This is a genomic window from Streptomyces coryli (assembly GCF_011044975.1).
GTDB lineage: Bacteria > Actinomycetota > Actinomycetes > Streptomycetales > Streptomycetaceae > Streptomyces > Streptomyces coryli.
The window spans coordinates 1-16,916 of the sequence record NZ_JAAKZV010000182.1 but is presented as its reverse complement, the minus strand read 5'-3'; the positions used below and the strand labels follow the sequence as shown (position 1 = coordinate 16,916).

General features: G+C 71.8%; 17 protein-coding genes. 8 read left to right on the top strand and 9 right to left on the bottom strand.

Translation table 11 applies throughout. The features are described from left to right. The first annotated feature begins 123 nt into the window (after positions 1 to 123). Entirely contained in the window at positions 124 to 1,149 is a 1,026-nt protein-coding gene (locus G5C51_RS29970; protein ID WP_165241759.1) for an alpha/beta hydrolase family protein, read from the top strand. 12 nt (positions 1,150 to 1,161) lie between these two features. Here the strand turns inward: G5C51_RS29970 and G5C51_RS29965 are convergent, their stop codons facing one another. Both G5C51_RS29965 and G5C51_RS29960 read right to left on the bottom strand, forming a co-directional pair. Next, positions 1,162 to 1,767: a GNAT family N-acetyltransferase gene (locus G5C51_RS29965; protein ID WP_165241757.1), complete on the bottom strand. Its 606-nt coding sequence runs from the start codon at positions 1,765 to 1,767 to the stop codon at positions 1,162 to 1,164. Positions 1,768 to 1,831: 64 nt separating this feature from the next. Next, positions 1,832 to 2,188 (bottom strand): DoxX family protein, encoded by a 357-nt coding sequence (locus tag G5C51_RS29960; RefSeq protein WP_165241755.1) that lies wholly within the window; start codon positions 2,186 to 2,188, stop codon positions 1,832 to 1,834. Positions 2,189 to 2,280: 92 nt separating this feature from the next. Here G5C51_RS29960 and G5C51_RS29955 point away from each other — a divergent pair, with 92 nt between their 5' ends. Both G5C51_RS29955 and G5C51_RS29950 read left to right on the top strand, forming a co-directional pair. Further along, entirely contained in the window at positions 2,281 to 3,183 is a 903-nt protein-coding gene (locus G5C51_RS29955) for a LysR family transcriptional regulator (protein ID WP_165241753.1), read from the top strand. 62 nt (positions 3,184 to 3,245) lie between these two features. Next, a complete protein-coding gene (locus G5C51_RS29950) occupies positions 3,246 to 4,037 on the top strand; it encodes a phytanoyl-CoA dioxygenase family protein (protein ID WP_165241751.1) in 792 nt (263 codons plus the stop codon). A 13-nt stretch (positions 4,038 to 4,050) separates the two neighbouring features. On the opposite strand, the gene G5C51_RS29945 is transcribed toward G5C51_RS29950, so the two are convergent. Then, positions 4,051 to 4,569: an EF-hand domain-containing protein gene (locus G5C51_RS29945; protein ID WP_165241749.1), complete on the bottom strand. Its 519-nt coding sequence runs from the start codon at positions 4,567 to 4,569 to the stop codon at positions 4,051 to 4,053. 97 nt (positions 4,570 to 4,666) lie between these two features. Beyond that, complete coding sequence (locus G5C51_RS29940) at positions 4,667 to 5,287, bottom strand: TetR/AcrR family transcriptional regulator (protein WP_165241747.1); 621 nt, start codon at positions 5,285 to 5,287, stop codon at positions 4,667 to 4,669. A gap of 121 nt (positions 5,288 to 5,408) precedes the next feature. Here G5C51_RS29940 and G5C51_RS29935 point away from each other — a divergent pair, with 121 nt between their 5' ends. Next, on the top strand, positions 5,409 to 6,254 hold the full coding sequence (locus G5C51_RS29935) for an SDR family NAD(P)-dependent oxidoreductase (protein WP_165241745.1): 846 nt from the start codon (positions 5,409 to 5,411) through the stop codon (positions 6,252 to 6,254). Positions 6,255 to 6,314: 60 nt separating this feature from the next. Here G5C51_RS29935 and aceB read toward each other — a convergent pair whose 3' ends face one another. Both aceB and G5C51_RS29925 read right to left on the bottom strand, forming a co-directional pair. After that, positions 6,315 to 7,934 (bottom strand): malate synthase A, encoded by a 1,620-nt coding sequence (gene aceB, locus G5C51_RS29930; protein WP_165241743.1) that lies wholly within the window; start codon positions 7,932 to 7,934, stop codon positions 6,315 to 6,317. Positions 7,935 to 8,132: 198 nt separating this feature from the next. Further along, the gene (locus tag G5C51_RS29925; RefSeq protein ID WP_165241741.1) at positions 8,133 to 8,753 is read right to left on the bottom strand and encodes a nucleotidyltransferase family protein; all 621 of its coding nucleotides are present in this window, start codon (positions 8,751 to 8,753) and stop codon (positions 8,133 to 8,135) included. A gap of 134 nt (positions 8,754 to 8,887) precedes the next feature. Here G5C51_RS29925 and G5C51_RS29920 point away from each other — a divergent pair, with 134 nt between their 5' ends. Continuing rightward, a complete protein-coding gene (locus G5C51_RS29920; RefSeq protein WP_165241739.1) occupies positions 8,888 to 9,214 on the top strand; it encodes a DUF5955 family protein in 327 nt (108 codons plus the stop codon). A gap of 18 nt (positions 9,215 to 9,232) precedes the next feature. Here G5C51_RS29920 and G5C51_RS29915 read toward each other — a convergent pair whose 3' ends face one another. After that, a complete protein-coding gene (locus tag G5C51_RS29915) occupies positions 9,233 to 10,033 on the bottom strand; it encodes an IclR family transcriptional regulator domain-containing protein (RefSeq protein WP_165241737.1) in 801 nt (266 codons plus the stop codon). A 242-nt stretch (positions 10,034 to 10,275) separates the two neighbouring features. Here G5C51_RS29915 and allB point away from each other — a divergent pair, with 242 nt between their 5' ends. Further along, a complete protein-coding gene (gene allB, locus G5C51_RS29910) occupies positions 10,276 to 11,613 on the top strand; it encodes an allantoinase AllB (RefSeq protein WP_165241735.1) in 1,338 nt (445 codons plus the stop codon). Between the two features lie 4 nt (positions 11,614 to 11,617). Beyond that, positions 11,618 to 12,736, top strand: coding sequence for an allantoicase (gene alc / locus G5C51_RS29905; RefSeq protein WP_338118351.1), 1,119 nt, complete (start codon positions 11,618 to 11,620; stop codon positions 12,734 to 12,736). Positions 12,737 to 12,808: 72 nt separating this feature from the next. Here alc and G5C51_RS29900 read toward each other — a convergent pair whose 3' ends face one another. Then, positions 12,809 to 13,753: a BtrH N-terminal domain-containing protein gene (locus tag G5C51_RS29900; RefSeq protein ID WP_165241732.1), complete on the bottom strand. Its 945-nt coding sequence runs from the start codon at positions 13,751 to 13,753 to the stop codon at positions 12,809 to 12,811. A gap of 132 nt (positions 13,754 to 13,885) precedes the next feature. On the opposite strand from G5C51_RS29900, the gene G5C51_RS29895 reads away from it, so the two are divergent. Beyond that, positions 13,886 to 14,317, top strand: a complete 432-nt coding sequence (locus G5C51_RS29895) for a hypothetical protein (RefSeq protein WP_165241730.1) — start codon at positions 13,886 to 13,888, stop codon at positions 14,315 to 14,317. A gap of 57 nt (positions 14,318 to 14,374) precedes the next feature. On the opposite strand, the gene G5C51_RS29890 is transcribed toward G5C51_RS29895, so the two are convergent. Beyond that, positions 14,375 to 16,916 (bottom strand): glycoside hydrolase family 84 protein (locus tag G5C51_RS29890; protein WP_206314476.1); only part of this gene is annotated, 2,542 nt, incomplete at its 5' end.

The following is a 16,916-nucleotide window of genomic DNA, read 5'->3' as shown; positions in this document are numbered from 1 at the left end:
GGGTACGGGGTATGCGCACCCACCCGCCCGTTGCTGTCTGTCACATGAAGCACCGGGCGGGGTGGACCGGCCGCGCTGCGGGTCTTTATCCCGGTCTTCGGTCCGGTGCGGATAATCGGGCCCATGCCGTTACGTCTCTGGGGTCTCGTCGCCGGGCTGCTCCTGGTGGCCGTGTCCGCCTGCACCGGGAGCGACGGCGGGGATGAGCGGTCGGCCTCGCCGCGGGGCAAGGCCACGTCCGAATCCCCGGGCCGGACCGCCTCTCCCACGCCCGCCACCCACCCGGTCTCCATCCCCGCCCTCATCGCCCGCAAGCACACCGGCTCCGCCCTGCGCCTCGGCGACGTCCTCGCGCGCAACTCCGCGTACACCCGGTACGCGGTCACGTACCGCGCGAACGGCCTGCGCATCTCGGGCGTCCTCAACATCCCGCGCGGCGACGGCCCGTTCCCGGCCCTGGTGCTGGCGCACGGTTACGCCGACGTGCGGACGTATGTCTCCGGCCGCGGCACCCTCGACCGCGAGCAGGACCTGCTGGCCCGTAACGGATACGTGGTGCTGCACACCGACTACCGCAACCACGCCGGCTCCGACGACGACCCCGACAACGACATGAGCCTCCGCCTCGGCTACACCGAGGACGTCATCGGCGCGGTGAAGGCGCTGCGCTCCTCGGGCCGCGCGGAGATCGACGGCGACCGCATCGGGCTGCTCGGCCGGTCGATGGGCGGCGGCGTCGTCTACAACACGCTGGTGGCGGCGCCCGGCCTGGTCGACGCCGCCGTGGCGTACGCGCCGGTGAGCGGGCGCCCGGCGGAGAACATCGACCAGTTCCAGCGCCGCAACGGCGATCCGCTGGTGAAGCGGATCGACACCGAATACGGCACCCCGAAGTCCAACCCGAAGTTCTGGAGGGAGGCTTCACCCCTCACTTACGCCGACCGGATCAAGGACCCGCTGCTCATCCACCACGGGACACGGGACACGTCGTGCCCGGTCAGGTGGTCACGCGAGGCGGCGTCGGTATTCGAGAAGGCGGGCAAGGACGTGCAGCTGCGCGAGTACGAGGGCGAGGGCCACGTCTTCGGCGCGCGGTGGCGGACGTCGATCGACCGGACGATGGCCTTCTTCAAGGCCAACCTTCGCTGAAAGCCCGGCCGCTCAGAACCCGATCCGCATGACCACCCGCCGCTTCGTCGGCCGGCTGACCTCCTTCAGCCCCGCCTCCTCGAAGACCTGCCGGGTGCCCACATGCGTCTCACCCCAGGTGATCTCCTTGCCCGGCTCGGTGACCATCGGATACGCCTCCAGCGCCCGCGCCCCGCGCTCGCGTGCGAAGTCCACCGCCGCCTGGGCGAGCGGATACGTGAGCCCGCGCCCGCGGAACCCCTTCCGCACGACGAAGCACGTCACGGCCCACACGCCCGGATCGTCCTTGTCCTCACTGCGCCCGCTCCAAGGCACCCGCGACGTACGGAGCTTGGGATACGCCACCCGCGGCTCGACCGCGACCCAACCGGCCGGCTCGTCGCTCGCATAGGCGACCAGGCCGCTGGTGGCGGGCGCCTCCGGACGGCCGCAGGCGGTCTGCGCGCGCAGCATCGCCGTCCGCTCCTCGTGCGTGGAGTCGCGCCAGATCCAGCCGACGACCTTGAAGCGCTGGCACTGGCAATGGCCCGCGTCGGTGGTGCCGAAGATGCGGGCGACGTCGTCCCAAGGGGCCTCGTTGGCGGGGACGATGGTCAGTTCACTCGCGTGAAAGGGCATCGGTCAGTGTCGCACCGTTGCGTGGCAGGCGGTGGAGTTGACCGGTCCGCTCTGATCGCGCCGCTCACGCGACCCCGTGCTCCGCCAGCCCCAGCGCCAGCGATGCCGTCGCCAGCGCCAGGCAGAATCCGGCGCCGCCCAGGTCGTAGTCGCGTACGCGCAGATGGGCGCCGATCGCGCCCAGGAAGTACAGCAGGAGTCCGGTGGCGGCCGCCGTGCCCAGCCACGGCACGGCGAAGCCGGCCGCTAGGCCGAGCGCGCCGGTGGCGAGCAGCAGGCCCAGAGGGAGCGTCCAGGACAGCGGTACGCGTAGCCGGGTGGCGATGCCGAGGACGTACGGGTGCCGTACGAAGTCCAGGTACGCCGCGGCGGCGATGACCAGCGCGGTGACGGCCGTGACGATGACGTAGGCGGCGGACATGAGCGGCTCCTTCGCGAGGGCGCGGGGACGTGTCTCCACCGTCGCCGCGGGCGCCGATTGCCGTCCAATACCTGCGTTCATAACCTGGCGGCATGGATGTGGACACCCGCCTGCTGCGCTACTTCGCCGCCGTAGCGGAGGAGGGACACCTCACCCGGGCCGCGCAGCGGCTGTACGTCTCGCAGCCCGCGCTGACCAAGCAGATCCGGCAGCTGGAGGCGCAGCTGGGCGTGCAGCTGTTCACCCGGTCGCGGTCCGGCATGGCGCTCACCGAGCCGGGGCGGGCGCTGGCCGCCGGGGTGCCGGGGCTGCTGGCCGGGTGGGACGAGGTGCTGCGGGACACCCGGGGCGCGGCCGCGCGGGCGGAGCGGGTGCTGCGGGTCGGCTTCCTGGCCAGCGCCGCCAATGAGCTCACCCCGCGGATCATCGCGGCCTTCACCCGGCGGCGGCCCGGCTGGCGGGTGGACATGCGGCAGGGCTCCTGGTCGGAGCCGACGGCCGGGCTGCGCGACGGGGACGTCGATGTGGCGCTGCTGCGGCTGCCGTTCCCGGGACAGGAGGAGCTGCGCGTGGAGGTGCTGCTGACCGAGCCGCGGTGCGTCGTGCTGCCGAGCTCGCACCCGCTCGCCGCCCGGGACGAGATCGCCTTCCAGGAGTTGTGGGACGAGCCCGTCGTGGCGCCCGTACCGGAGACGGGGCAGTGGCGCGACTACTGGCTGGGGACCGAGGAGCGCGTGGGGCATCCGGCCCGGATCGGCGCCGTCACCGAGAACCCCGACGAATGGCTCACCGCCGTCGCCAACGGCTACGGCATCGCCCTCGCCCCCGAATCCGCCGCCCGCTTCTACCCGCGCCCCGGCATCACGTACCGCCCGCTGACCGGGATCAGCCCCAGCCAGGTCGGCGTGGTCCGGCCGGCGGCGGCCGAAGCGGATCCGGTGGTACGGGACTTCGTCAGCAGCTGCCGCGAATGCGTGACGGGCGAGGAGCCGTAAGTCCAAGCATTCGACGCCCGCGTCCCTGTCGCCGACCGGCCCGGACAGGTGATCCTGCGGCCATGCTCACCTCGAACGGCCACGTGCTCGACACCTCTCCCGACCGCCTGGGACGGCTCGATCCCGTACCGGACGCGGAGCGCCACGACCGGGACGCGCTGTGGCGGCGGCTGCGGGCGGACGGATATCTCTGGCTGCGGGGCGCGCTCGATCCTGGTGCGGTGCGCGGCTTCCGGGAGTTCTACTTCGCACACGTCGACCCGGAGGCGCCGCGGGCGGAGCAGCGACGCGGGCTCTTCGGCCGGGTGGTGCCGGGGGAGGAGTACCGGCGCTTCTGCGCGCAGCCGGCGATCCGGGACTGGTACGCCTGGTTCCTGGGCGGCGACACGTTCCTGCACCGGCGCAAGATCCTCCGGCACATCCGCCCCGGCGAGGCCGGCGTCGGCACCGCCACCCAGGCCCACTACGACCTGGTCTATCTGCGCGAGGGCACCGACCGGGTGCTGAGCTCCTGGATTCCGCTCGGCGACTGCCCGGTGGAGCTGGGCGGCCTGGTGTACCTGGAGCGCAGCCATCTGCGCGTACTCGCCGAGGAGGCGGCGGGCACGCTCCGGCGTCCGGCCGCCTCGATCACCGCCGATCTGCCCGCGCTGGCGCGGCAGCAGGACGCCCGCTGGCTGCTCGCCGACTACGCCGCGGGCGACATGGTGGTGCACTCCGCGCACATCATTCACGCCTCCCTGGACAACACCGGCGACGCCGTCCGCCTCTCGACCGACATCCGCTACCAGCGCGCCGACCAGCCGATCGACTGGCGGTGGCAACAGCACTGGCACCTCGACGACGGCCTGTGACCAGGCGGTTCGGTCAGTCCGGCTCGGGAGTCGTGAAGTACGCCGCGAAGGCCTTCAGGCAGTCGTCCTCGGTGATCCAGCCGTCCGCGTCGGCGTCGAGCGCGGTGGCGGCGGTGCGGGCGGGGGCCTCCTCGACGCCGAAGATCCGCAGGATCCGCTCGGCGGAGGGCGGGGTGGCGGAGCCGTTGCCCTCGGCGTCGGCGATACGGATCACCGCGCGCAGGAAGGGCCGGGCGATCTCGGCGAAGCGGTGCGGATTGTCGCGCAGCCGCTTCACGGCGCCGGTGACGAACTCCTCCCGCGTCACCCGCTGGTCCCCGTCGACATCGGCGATCCCGGCCATGCCCTGCCAGAACGCCTCGGCCCCGGCGAGCAGGGTCTGCCCCTTGTCGGAACGCGCGGTCGTGCCGAACTCGGTGAGCACGGCCTTGGCGGCCACGCTGAAGTCCTCGCGGTCGATGTAGCCGTTGCCGTCCTGGTCGAACTGCTCGAAGCGTGCGGCGATCTTGCGCTCGTACTCTGCGCTGTCCATTCCTCGACCTCGCTGATCAGGTGGGTGCGTGCGTTCAGTCGGAGCGTACGGAACTTCGTTCGGAACTGTCCGGAGGTCGTCCCGAAAGGTCGGTGTCTTAGGCGTCGCCTTCGGCCGGCGGCGGGGGAGTGCCGGCGTGGATCCCGTAGAGGATGATCTCCAGATAGCGCCGCCACAGGCCAGGGGGGCGGTCGCCGGGCAGGGTCATGACCGCGTCGATCATCGCGGCGATCGGGGCGATGTCGGCTTCCGTGATGCCCGCGCGCAAGGTCCCCTGGGCGCGCGCCTTCGCCACCAGGTCCGTGCAGTGCCGCTCGATCTCCTGCCGGGCCCGGGCCAGCCCGTCGCCGTCCATGCCGCCGCGGCGCATCACCTCGCGCAGCCCGCGATTGTGCGCCGCGCGCGCCAGCGCGTCCTCCAGGAAGCGGGCCAGGGCGGCGAAGGCGTCGCCTTCGTCCAGGCCGGCGCGCGCCATCCCCGCGATCTCGTCGAGCTCCTCGACGAAGACGGCCTCGGCGAGCGCCTGCTTGTCGGGGAACTTGCGGTAGACCGTGCCGACGCCGAGGCCCGCGTGGTGGGCGACGTCGTTGAGCGTGGCCTGGAGTCCCCGCTCGGCGAAGACCTCGCGGCCGGCCCGCAGGATCCGGCGGCGGTTGAGCTCCGCGTCCCGGCGCAGCGGGCGTGCCGCCGCGGGGGCGCGGTCCTCTCGTTTGCTCATCAACCAGCCTTCCGGCAGTGGGTCCCGCTCGAATCGGATACAGCATATCCGCTTCGTGCTACGGTCCTGGAGTAAGCGGATATCCCGTATCCGCTTACCGCGACCCGGAGGAGAGCGAGACATGCAGACCGTCGTCATCACCGGAGGCACGGACGGGCTGGGCAAGGGCCTCGCCCTGCACTACCTGCGCCAAGGCGCGCGCGTCCTGGCCGTCGGCAGCACTCCCGCCAAGGGCGAGGCGCTCCTGGCCGAGGCGTCGGCGATATCGGCCGCTGACCGCGCCGAGTTCGTGCTCGCCGACCTCACCTCGGTCGCGGCGGCACGGGACCTCGTGCGCAGGATCGAGCGCGGCTGCACCGCGGTCGACAAGCTGATCCTCTGCGCCCAGCGCTACCGGCTCTTCGGCCCCCGCACGACCACCGACGAGGGCTTCGAGCACAGCTTCGCCCTCGCCTACCTCAGCCGTTACGTCCTCAGCCACGGCCTGCGACCGGCCCTGGAGGCCGCACCGCGACCGGTGGTGATGAACGTCGGCACCCCGGGCATCCGTCTCGGCCGCGTCCACTTCGACGACGTGCAGCTGGCGCGGCGCTACAGCGGCACCAAGGCCACCCTGCAGTCCTTCCGCGCCAACGACCTCCTCGGCGTCGCCTTCGCCGCCTGCTATCCCGGCTCCGCGATCCGCTACGTCGGCTACAACCCCGGCGTCGTATCCACCGGCATGCCGGACCATCTCCCGCAGCCGCTGCGCACTCTGGCCAAGGCGCAGTTCGCGCTGTTCGCCACATCCGTGCCGAAGGCCATCGGCCCGATGGTCCGGCTCCTGGACGACCCGCCGAACCTCCCTTTCAGCGCCTACCGCGGCAAGCGCCAACTACCGCTGAAGGCGCCCGCCTTCGATCAGGACGCGGCGCAGCGCCTGCACCACCTCACGCAAGAGCTGCTCGAAGAGGCCGCGGCGGCATGACGAAAGCCCCGGCCATAGTGCGGTGGCCGGGGCTCTCGGGTCTTGCGGGAGGCTACGGGGTCAGCGGAGCTGCTCGTAGGCCGGGAGGGTGAGGAAGTCGACGTAGTCCGTGTCCAGGGAGACCTGGAGGAGGAGGTCGTGGGCCTGCTGCCACTTGCCGGCCTCGAAGGCCTCCGGGCCGACCTCGGCGCGGATGCCGGCCAGCTCCTCAGCCGCGACCTTGCGGACCAGGTCCGCCGTCGCGGTCTCGCCGTTCTCGAAGACGACGCCCGCGTTGATCCACTGCCAGATCTGGGAGCGGGAGATCTCGGCGGTGGCGGCGTCCTCCATGAGGTTGAAGATCGCGACCGCGCCGAGGCCGCGGAGCCAGGCCTCGATGTAGCGGATGCCGACCTGGACGGCGTTGCGCAGGCCCTCGAAGGTGGGCTTGGCCTCCAGGGAGTCGATGGCGGTCAGCTGGTCGGCGGTGACCTTGACGTCCTCGCGGAGCCGGCCGGTCTGGTTCGGGTTGTCGCCGAGCACCGCGTCGAAGGAGGCGCGGGCGACCGGGACCAGGTCCGGGTGCGCGACCCAGGAGCCGTCGAAGCCGTCGCCGGCCTCGCGGTCCTTGTCGTTCTTGACCTTCTCGAAGGCGACCTTGTTGACCTCGGCGTCGCGCCGGGACGGGATGAAGGCCGCCATGCCGCCGATCGCGAAGGCGCCGCGCTTGTGGCACGTACGGACCAGGAGCTCCGTGTACGCGCGCATGAAGGGGGCCGTCATCGTGACCGCGTTGCGGTCCGGGAGGACGAACTTCGAGCCGCCGTCGCGGAAGTTCTTCACGATCGAGAAGAGGTAGTCCCAGCGGCCGGCGTTCAGGCCCGAGGCGTGGTCGCGCAGCTCGTAGAGGATCTCCTCCATCTCGTACGCGGCGGTGATCGTCTCGATCAGGACGGTCGCGCGGACGGTGCCCTGCGGGATGCCGACGTAGTTCTGGGCGAAGACGAAGATGTCGTTCCAGAGGCGGGCCTCCAGGTACGACTCCGTCTTCGGGAGGTAGAAGTACGGGCCCTTGCCGAGGTCGATCAGGCGCTGCGCGTTGTGGAAGAAGTACAGGCCGAAGTCGACCAGGGCGCCCGGGACGGCGCGGCCGTCGATCTGCAGGTGCCGCTCGTCGAGGTGCCAGCCGCGCGGGCGCATGACCACGGTGGCCAGCTCGTCGGCGCTCTTCAGGGCGTAGGACTTGCCCGACTTCGGGTCGGTGAAGTCGATCCGGCGCTCGTAGGCGTCGATCAGGTTGATCTGGCCACCGATCACGTTCTCCCAGGTGGGAGCGGAGGCGTCTTCGAAGTCGGCGAGCCAGACCTTGGCGCCGGAGTTCAGCGCGTTGATCGTCATCTTGCGGTCGGTGGGACCGGTGATCTCCACCCGGCGGTCCTGGAGGGCCTTCGGGGCCGGGGCGACGCGCCAGGTCTCGTCCTCGCGGACGTGGGCGGTCTCCGGCAGGAAGTCCAGCTTCGAGGTCTTGGCGATCTCGGCACGGCGCTCGCCACGGCGGGCCAGGAGCTCGTCGCGGCGCGGGGTGAATCGCTGGTGCAGCTCCGCGATGAACGCGAGAGCGGCATCGGTGAGGACCTCGTCCTGGCGCTCGATGGGCTCGGCTTCGACGATGGCCAGCGGGGACGGCGCTGGTGCGGACATGGCTGTCACCTACTCCTAGACCGGCACGGGGTGCCGGGCGCTGCGAAACGCTGATTTCGGTCGCCGTACGGCCGTACGGCGGTTCTGACCAGTGGAGAATAGTTTCCTTATGGCGGAAGTTCAACGGTGTGTTGACGTCAAGATATCCAAACCGGACGTGAGGTGGCTCTCAGTGCCAGTGCCCGGCGGGCGGTGGGGTCAGTCCCCGTAAGGCCCGAGGAGCCTCAGATCCGCCTCGGTGTCGATGTCGTCGGGCGCCGCCACATCGCCGCACTCGACGAGCGTCAGCTCGGCGCGGTGGTCCCGCAGGAAGTCGCGGGCGCCGCGGTCGCCGGTGGCGGTCTCCCGTACCGCCGCCCAGTGGTGCCGGGCGATCAGTACCGGATTGCCCCGTTCGCCACCATACGCGGCGGCCGCCAGTGCCGCGCCGTCGCCGTGCGCCCGTACCAGCCGGGCCACCGCCTCCGCGCCGATCCGCGGCTGGTCGACCAGCATGATCAGCGCGGCTGTGGCCGTTCCCGGCGACAGCGATGCCAGGCCCGCACGCAGGGACGACGCCATGCCCGTGGCCCAGTCCGGGTTCGAGACCAGCTCGCAGCCGGCGAGGTCGGCTCGCTTACGGACCTCCGCCTCCGCCGCGCCGAGCACCACGTGCACCGGGGCGCAGCCGCCGGCGCCGAGCACCTGTGCGGCCCGTTCGACCAAGGGGCGGCCGGCGAGGTCGAGCAGCGCCTTCGGGCGGCCGCCCAGGCGCCGCCCCGCGCCCGCCGCCAGGACCAGGCCGGCCACGGAGGGTGGCGTTCCGGTGCTCGAAATCATCTGAATTTCCGGCACTTTCTGGCGTGTCGGTGGGCGGGTGGCGTTAACTGATCCGAGTCCCGTATGCGTCTGACCAACGTGCCCGGGGCAATACGGCAAGTCAGTCAGGGCAAGCAAGGGGGAGAGCTGCCGTGGTGAACGATCGTACGCAGCTGAGAGGTGCCGTCGCCGTGGAGGACCCGCGGGTGCAGGCGCTGCAGACAGCGGTGTCCCGACTCAGGCGGGAGCTGGCCGCCCTGCCGGGCGAGCTCTCGGACCGCGAGGCGGCGGAGGACGAGCTGCTCGTGCTGAGCGCGATGGCGCATACGGGCACGCCCGAGGTGCCGCGCATGCGGCGGTCGCTGCTGCTGATCGCGGGGGCGGTCGGCTCGGTGAGCGCCCTGTCCCCCGCGCTGACGGAGGTCCGCGAGGTCATCGACCTCTTCGGGGTGGACATCCCCGGCCAGCGGCGGGGCGACTAAGGGCCTGCGAAACGGCGACTACGCCGAGGTGGTGTCCGCCCACGCGACCGACAGGTCCCGGGCGATGTCCTGCAGCACCGGGACGATGTCCTTGATCGCCTCGTCCGTGACCCGGCCCGCAGGACCCGAGATCGAGACCGCCGACGGCGTCGGGGCGTCCGGGATGGTCACCGCGACGCAGCGGACGCCCATCTCCTGCTCGTTGTCGTCGACGGCGTAGCCGTCCTCGCGGACCTTGGCCAGCGCCGCCAGGAAGGCGTCGATCGAGGTGATCGTCTTCGGGGTCTTCGCGGGCATCCCGGTGCGCTGCAGCAGCGCCCGGACCTCGTCGTCGGGGGTGTGTGCCAGCAGCGCCTTGCCCACGCCGGTGGAGTGCGGCAGCACCCGGCCGCCGACCTCCGTGAACATCCGCATCGCGTGCGGCGACGGCGACTGCGCCACGTAGACGATCTCGTCGCCGTCGAGCAGCGCCATGTTCGCCGTCTCCTCGGTCTTCGCCACGACCTGCGCGAGATACGGCCGCGCCCAGGTGCCCAGCAGCCGCGACGAGGTCTCGCCGAGGCGGATCAGACGCGGGCCGAGGGAGTACCGGCGGTTCGCGCTCTGCCGGACGTAACCGCAGGCCACGAGGGTGCGCATCAGCCGGTGGATGGTCGGCAGCGGCAGTCCGCTGGTGGACGCCAGCTCGCTCAGGCCGACCTCGCCGCCCGCGTCGGCCATGCGCTCGAGAAGGTCGAAGGCGCGCTCGAGGGACTGCACGCCGCCGGTGGCGGCAGCGGCCGGCTTCGAGGCTTCGGTGTTGGCGGTGGACGGCGGCACGGAGGCGGTCCTTTCGCGTCGTCACTGCAGGCAGGAAGGTGGGGGGAGCCTACCCGGCCGGAACCCCACTTTCATTATGTGGAATCGTACAAGCGCACCTCCATCGCCTCGTGGTTGGTGACCAATCCGACTCCGGCAGGCCCAAAAGTGACCCTTGACGGCCGCGATCCGGCCAGCGAAGGTGTTCAACAGAAAGTTGAAATTCGTCTGCGGTTGGTCAAAGGGAATACGGAGGGTCACGGGTGTCCGACGTCGATCTGGTACTGCGCTCGCGGCGCGTCATCACGCCTGAGGGAGAGCGCCCCGCCACGGTCACCGTGTCCGGTGGCCGCATCGTCGAGGTGCTCCCGTACGAGGCCGAGACCCCGGCCGCGGCCCGCGTCGAGGACTTCGGCGACGACGTCCTGCTGCCCGGCCTGGTGGACAGCCACGTGCACGTGAACGACCCCGGCCGCACCGAGTGGGAGGGCTTCTACACCGCCACCCGCGCGGCGGCCGCCGGCGGCATCACCACGCTCGTCGACATGCCGTTGAACAGCCTGCCGCCCACCACCACCCGCCGCGCGCTGGGCATCAAGAAGGACGTCGCCCGCCCGAAGGCGCACATCGACGTCGGCTTCTGGGGCGGCGCGATACCCGGCAACCTCAACGACCTGAAGCCGCTGCACGACGCCGGCGTCTTCGGCTTCAAGTGCTTCCTGTCGCCGTCCGGCGTGGACGAGTTCCCGGAGCTCGGCGGCGAGCAGCTGGAGGGCGCGATCGAGGAGATAGCCGGCTTCGGCGGCCTGCTGATCGTGCACGCCGAGGACCCGCACATCCTCGAATCGGCGCCGCACACCCCCGGCCGCTTCTACAACGACTTCCTCGCCTCCCGCCCCCGGGACGCCGAGGGACAGGCGATCGCCCTGCTCATCGATCTGGCCAAGCGCTTCAACGCCCGGGTGCACGTGCTGCACCTGTCCTCCTCCGACGCGCTGCCGGTCATCGCGGCCGCGAAGGCCGAGGGCGTCCAGCTGACCGTCGAGACCTGCCCGCACTACCTCACCCTGACCGCCGAGGAAGTGCCGGACGGCGCCAGCGAGTTCAAGTGCTGCCCGCCCATCCGTGAGGCCGCCAACCAGGACCTGCTGTGGCAGGCGCTCGCCGAGGGCACCATCGACTGCGTCGTCACCGACCACTCGCCGTCGACCGTCGACCTCAAGACGGACGACTTCGCCACCGCCTGGGGCGGCATCTCCGGCCTCCAGCTCAGCCTCGCCGCCATGTGGACAGAGGCGCGCAAGCGCGGCTACGACCTGACGGACGTGGTGCGCTGGATGTCCGAGCGCACCTCCGGCCTGGTCGGCCTCGACCAGAAGGGCGCCATCGAGGCCGGCCGCGACGCCGACTTCGCCGTCCTGGAGCCCGACACGACCTTCACCGTCGACGCCGCAGCGCTGCAGCACCGCAACAAGGTCACCGCCTACCACGGCAAGACCCTCAGCGGCGTCGTCAAGTCCACCTGGCTGCGCGGACAGCGCATCTACGCGGACGGCGTCTTCACCGAGCCCACCGGCCGACTTCTCGAAAGGAACAACTGACACCGTGGCGTCCGAGATACCCAGCTTCACCGGCAACGCGAACCCGTACGGCGGCGGCGACCCCTACGCCGACTACCGCACCGCGGACTTCCCGTTCACCCAGTACGCCAACCTCGCCGACCGTACGCTCGGCGCCGGTGTCATCGCCGCGAACGACGAGTTCTTCGCGCAGCGCGAGAACCTCCTGGTCCCCGAGGCCGCCGAGTTCGACCCCGAGCACTTCGGCCACAAGGGCAAGGTCATGGACGGCTGGGAGACCCGGCGCCGCCGCGGCGTCTCGGCCGGCCAGCCCTGGCCGACCGCCGACGACCACGACTGGGCGCTCGTCCGCCTCGGCGCCCCCGGCGTCATCCGCGGCGTCGTCGTCGACACCGCCCACTTCCGCGGCAACATGCCGCAGGCCGTATCGATCGAGGCCACCTCGGTGGCGGGCGCCCCGACGCCCGAGGAGCTCCTCGCCGACGACGTGAAGTGGACGACCATCGTCCCGCGCACCCCGGTCGGCGGCCACGCGGCCAACGGCTTCGAGGTCACCGCCGAGCAGTCCTTCACGCACCTGCGCGTCAACCAGCACCCCGACGGCGGCATCGCCCGCCTGCGGGTCTACGGCGAGGTGCTGCCCGACCCCAAGTGGCTCGCGGCGCTCGGCTCGTTCGACGTGGTGGCGCTGGAGAACGGCGGCCAGGTCCTCGACGCCTCGAACCGCTTCTACTCCTCGCCGGTCAATACCATCAACCCGGGCCGCTCCCGCAAGATGGACGACGGCTGGGAGACCGCCCGCCGCCGTGACAACGGCAACGACTGGATCAACTACCAGCTCGTCGCCGAGTCCTCGATCCGCGCGATCGAGATCGACACCGCGTATCTGAAGGGCAACTCGGCCGGCTGGGCGTCGCTGTCCATCCGCTCGTCCGAGGACGCCGAGTGGCAGGAATTCCTGCCGCGCACCCGCCTGCAGCCGGACACCAACCACCGGTTCGTGCTCGACACCCCGGCGACCGGCAGCCAGGTCCGTATCGACATCTACCCGGACGGCGGCTTCTCCCGCCTGCGCCTCTACGGCTCCCTGACCGAGTCCGGCGCCCAGGCGCTGCGGACCCGGCACACGGAGCTGCGCGGCTGACGCCTCGCGAAGCGCCACGGCGCCGCGGACCCCACCGGTCGGGGGGTTCGCGGCGCCGTTCGCTTATGCCGGTTACGCGCCGACCTGGCGCAGCTCCGTCATCGCCTCCCGCTCCAGGCGGGCGAGGTCGGCGAGTGCGCTGCCCGCGCCGTCGAGGCTTCCCTTGGCGATGAGCGCGGCGACCTCGGTCCAGCGGGTGGCGGCCTCGGTGTAGTGGGCGTGGCCCGCGCGCAGGTGCGCGTCGTCGATCAACTCGGCGCTCTCGGCGCTCTCGGCGAGGAAGTCGCGGTAGAGGTTGCGGAAGAGCGCGCCGCCGGTGCCCGCCCGTTCCATCAGGTCGGCGATCTGCGGGAGGTCGCGCTCGTGATGTCCTTCGCGCCGCCGCCACTTGGGTACGAGCTGCGCCGCCTTGTCGATGCCGCGGTGGCCGAGATTCGCGATGGGCGGGTTGAGGAACGCCTCCGCGCAGGCCCGGATCGCGGGGGCGATACGGGACCGCGGCTCGGGTGCGCCAGGCGGGACGGTGAGGGTGAAGGAGCGGTTCCGCGCGGTCATCGGGCCGCGCTCGGCGCGGGCCGCGCCCAGGGAGGCGAGCGAGGTGCTGACCTCGCCGCCCTGCTGCTCGGTGTCGGTGAGGTGGGCCGCGGCGTCGTCGTAGCCGCGCATCGCGACGACGTGGCCGCCGAAGTGCACCTTCGAGGTGAAGTAGGCGAGGTGGTAGCAGTCGAGCTGCAGCCCCACCGGACGGCCGGCGTCCAGCGGCTCCACGATGTTCTGCCAGGCCTTCTTGGCCGAGGCGGTCTCGCGGACATCCAGGTCAAGACCCAGCCGCGCGGCCAGATTCCGCGTCAGCTCGAAAGGCTTGACCCGGCCGCCCAGGAACGGAAAGTCCATCGCCTTGCTGTCCCAGTACACAAAGCTCAGCCCGGCCCCGAGTCCGAACAGCATCGGCTCGGAAAGCTCCATGCCCTCATGGCGCAGCAGCACGCCCAGGGCCGTCGTCTCACAGTGCTGCATGGGCCCATCCTGACGCTTCCCGGAGCGCCGGTCACCCGGGTGGCGCCGTTGCCGCGCTGTACCGCCCGCGTTGATCAACGTGGACGGCCTGCAGGACCGGCAGGCCGCAGTGCTGTGGACGGAGGGAGCGACATGCGGATGCGGATGGCGGTGCCGGTGGCGGTGATCGGCGGGCTGCTGTGGTCGGCGGGGGCGGCCGGGGCGGTGGAGCCGGGCGTGGGCGAGCCGCGGGAGCACCACCTGATCGTCGGGAACGGCGACTACGCCGGCGAGGCGAAGGTCACGGCGCGGGAGCTGCCGGACGGCGAGTGGGTGCTGACGGGGCGGGTGACGAAGCTCGTCGGTGCCGAGGGCTGCGCCGTGCTGCAGGCCGATGAAGGGACGGGGCCCGGCTGGAGCGTGCCGAAGGGGCAGGAGCTGGCGCGTGTCTGTGGGGCGAAGGGGGCCACGGTGCGCGTCCGGGACATGACCGGACACCCGGAGCTGCGGCTGCGCTGGGTGGCCGACGAAGGGCCGGTGGGCTGGGTCAGCGAGCCGCTGCGGAGCGGTGCCACGGCGGAGTGAGCGGGCGTGCGGCCCCGGACCCCGTCGGCAGGGGTCCGGGGCCGCACGCGGTCCGGCTCAGCGCAGCGTCACCTCCGCCACCGCCGGCGCCGGATCGCCCTCGCTCCAGGCCAGCCGCACCGCCTCGGCCTGTGCGCCGCCGGTGCTCAGCTCCGTATACGGGCCGGACACCCTGCCGAGCGGGCGCCATTCGCCGTCGACGCGGAGCTCGACCCGGGCCGCGGCCTTGGCGTTCTGCGGGCGGAGGACGGTGACCGAGCTCGTCTCCTTCGCCTCCGCCGGGGTGACGGTGAGCGTCTCGCCCGCCTGCGGCGCCCGCGAGGCCGTGTACGCCGTGTCCGGGTCGCCGTCCGCGGCGGCCGCGAGTGCGCTGCCCTCCGCCGCGGGCGGGCCGCCGGTGACGGTCGCCGAGTCGGCGGCGGTGACGGCGAATTCGCGCACCACCAGCCACTCGTTCTGCCCGGCGGTCGCGCGGGCCCGTACGAACCGGGCCTTGGTGCCGTCGGGGACGTCCGCGGTGACATCGGCCTTCCCTGAGAAGTCCGCGAGCTTCGTCCACTGCTCGCCGTCGGCGGAGTATTCGAGCACGCCCTCGTGGATGTAGTCCGCCGCGCTGCCTTCCTTGCCCATCGCCAGGTCGATCTTCCGAAGGCCGCGCTGTGCGTGCAGGTCGAGGGTGATCGCGTCGTCCTTGCGGACCTCGCGGCTGCTCCAGTAGTACGTGGCGTCGTCGCCGTCCGTCATCCGGGACGGGGCGTTCTGCTGGTACGTGCCCAGGGACGAGGTCGCCTTGGGGCGGCCGGGGACGCCCAGCGCCTTGTTGTGCTCGGCGAGCGCCTCCTCGACGAAGGTGTTGAGGACACCGTCCGCGAGCACCACCGGGGTCTTGGTGCCGTCGATCCAGTCGTACGAGAAGGACTTGGCCTTCGCGACGAGGTCCGGCAGCTGCTGCCGCAGCCGCCAGGCCTCCGCCCCGTCGCCGTCGCGGGCCGCGCGGACCAGGGCGAGCGCGGTGCGGCCCGCGGTGCCCCAGGCCTCGGCGGAGTCCAGCCACGGGTCGGCGTCGGCGATGAAGCCGCGGTCGGGGAGGCCGTCGCGGAGGACCTTCGGCGCGTCGTGCAGCTCGCGGAGGCGGGCGTCCAGGGCCGCGGGGTCGCCGCCGTCCCAGAAGTCCTTGACGGCGGCGGCCAGTTCGGGTGACTGCTGCTCGTTCAGCAGCGAGCCGTAGCTGGCGTCGGCGAAGGCGCGCAGGGCGTCCCGGACGTCCTTGTCGCCACCCGCCATCTCGCGCAGGGCGGCGGCATACGAGGCGCCGGGCTCGTACGCGGCATCGTTCCAGGCGTGGTCGGCGACCGTGAAGAGGGCGAGCTTGGAGGCGTACGGCTGCACCATCGGGTTCGCCGTGATGCCGGCGAGCTCGCCGGGGAGGCCCTTCTCGCGGCCGTTGAAGGGGCCGAGGAGGAGACGGCCCCTGATGTAGTCGTTGACCGGGTAGTTGTCCCACGTCAGGATCGCGTGCCCGAAGACCTCGCGGGCCGCCTTCGCCTCCTCGACCGTCATCGTCGGGGCGATCACGCCGACGCCCGTCCACTCGACCAGGACGTCCTTGTCGAGCTGCTCGGCGAGGGCCTTCTTGTACGGGGACGGCTGCACGTCGTAGTACTCGGTCGGCACCATCTGCAGCGGCTCGGCGCCGTCGTGGGTCTTGATGAAGTCGCGGTTGACCCGGTTGAGCAGATGCGCCTGGGCCGCGCCCGCGGCGCCGCCGCCGGTGCCGAACTTCTCCTCGTCGGCGGCGCAGTTCCAGTCCGTGTAGCTGATGTCGTCCAGCGGCACGGCGAAGGTGCGGACGCCGATGTCCCACAGCGTCTGGAACTTGTCGTTGAGCGCCTTGATGTCGGCGTCCGAGCTGTAGCAGACGGACAGGCCGGGGGAGAGCGCGTACGTGAACTCGACGTGGTTCTCCGCCGCGCGGTCCACCAGTTCCTTGATCTTCGCGAGCTGCTCGGGCGGGTACGGGTCGCGCCACTTCTCCCGCAGGTAGGCGTCGTCCTTGGGGGAGTAGACGTAGATGTTCATCTTGTGCGCGCCGTAGAAGTCCAGCTGGTCCAGGCGCGCTTCGTGCGACCACGGGGTCCCGTAGAAGCCCTCGATGACCCCGCGCCAGCCGGTGCCCGGCCAGTCGCGCACGGCGGTGCCGCGGACCTCGGCGCCGGGGGCGGAGCGGTGCGGGAGGAGCTGGCGGAGCGACTGGGCGGCGTAGTACGTGCCGGTGGCGTCCTTGCCGGACAGCACGATGGTGTCGCGGTCGGCGGCGCGGCCGATGCCGAGGACGTAGCCGTCGGCGGGGAGGCCGGCCGGGCCCTCGATGCCGAGGTCCGACAGGGCTTCCGCGGTGCCGGGGCCGTCGAGGTGGACGGTGAGGCCGTCGCCCTGCGGCGGTGTGGTGGTGGTGCGTTCGATACGGGCGGCGCCGGCGTCGCGGAGGGCGCGCTCGGTGAGCTTAAGGGCGGGGGCGTCGGGGTTGTCGCCGGTGACCAGGTGGACGGTGGGGGAGATGGTCACGGCGTCGTCGCGGTCGGCGACGGAGCGCGGGGTG

Bases quoted from the DNA above. Each gene is read 5' to 3' on its own strand.
- G5C51_RS29970 (WP_165241759.1), top strand. From the start codon at position 124: ATGCCGTTACGTCTCTGGGGTCTCGTCGCCGGGCTGCTCCTGGTGGCC.
- G5C51_RS29895 (WP_165241730.1), top strand. From the start codon at position 13,886: ATGCGGATGCGGATGGCGGTGCCGGTGGCGGTGATCGGCGGGCTGCTG.
- G5C51_RS29960 (WP_165241755.1), bottom strand. From the start codon at position 2,188: ATGTCCGCCGCCTACGTCATCGTCACGGCCGTCACCGCGCTGGTCATC.
- G5C51_RS29945 (WP_165241749.1), bottom strand. From the start codon at position 4,569: ATGGACAGCGCAGAGTACGAGCGCAAGATCGCCGCACGCTTCGAGCAG.
- G5C51_RS29935 (WP_165241745.1), top strand. From the start codon at position 5,409: ATGCAGACCGTCGTCATCACCGGAGGCACGGACGGGCTGGGCAAGGGC.
- G5C51_RS29950 (WP_165241751.1), top strand. From the start codon at position 3,246: ATGCTCACCTCGAACGGCCACGTGCTCGACACCTCTCCCGACCGCCTG.
- G5C51_RS29940 (WP_165241747.1), bottom strand. From the start codon at position 5,287: ATGAGCAAACGAGAGGACCGCGCCCCCGCGGCGGCACGCCCGCTGCGC.
- G5C51_RS29965 (WP_165241757.1), bottom strand. From the start codon at position 1,767: ATGCCCTTTCACGCGAGTGAACTGACCATCGTCCCCGCCAACGAGGCC.
- G5C51_RS29955 (WP_165241753.1), top strand. From the start codon at position 2,281: ATGGATGTGGACACCCGCCTGCTGCGCTACTTCGCCGCCGTAGCGGAG.
- aceB (WP_165241743.1), bottom strand. From the start codon at position 7,934: ATGTCCGCACCAGCGCCGTCCCCGCTGGCCATCGTCGAAGCCGAGCCC.
- G5C51_RS29900 (WP_165241732.1), bottom strand. From the start codon at position 13,753: ATGCAGCACTGTGAGACGACGGCCCTGGGCGTGCTGCTGCGCCATGAG.
- G5C51_RS29925 (WP_165241741.1), bottom strand. From the start codon at position 8,753: ATGATTTCGAGCACCGGAACGCCACCCTCCGTGGCCGGCCTGGTCCTG.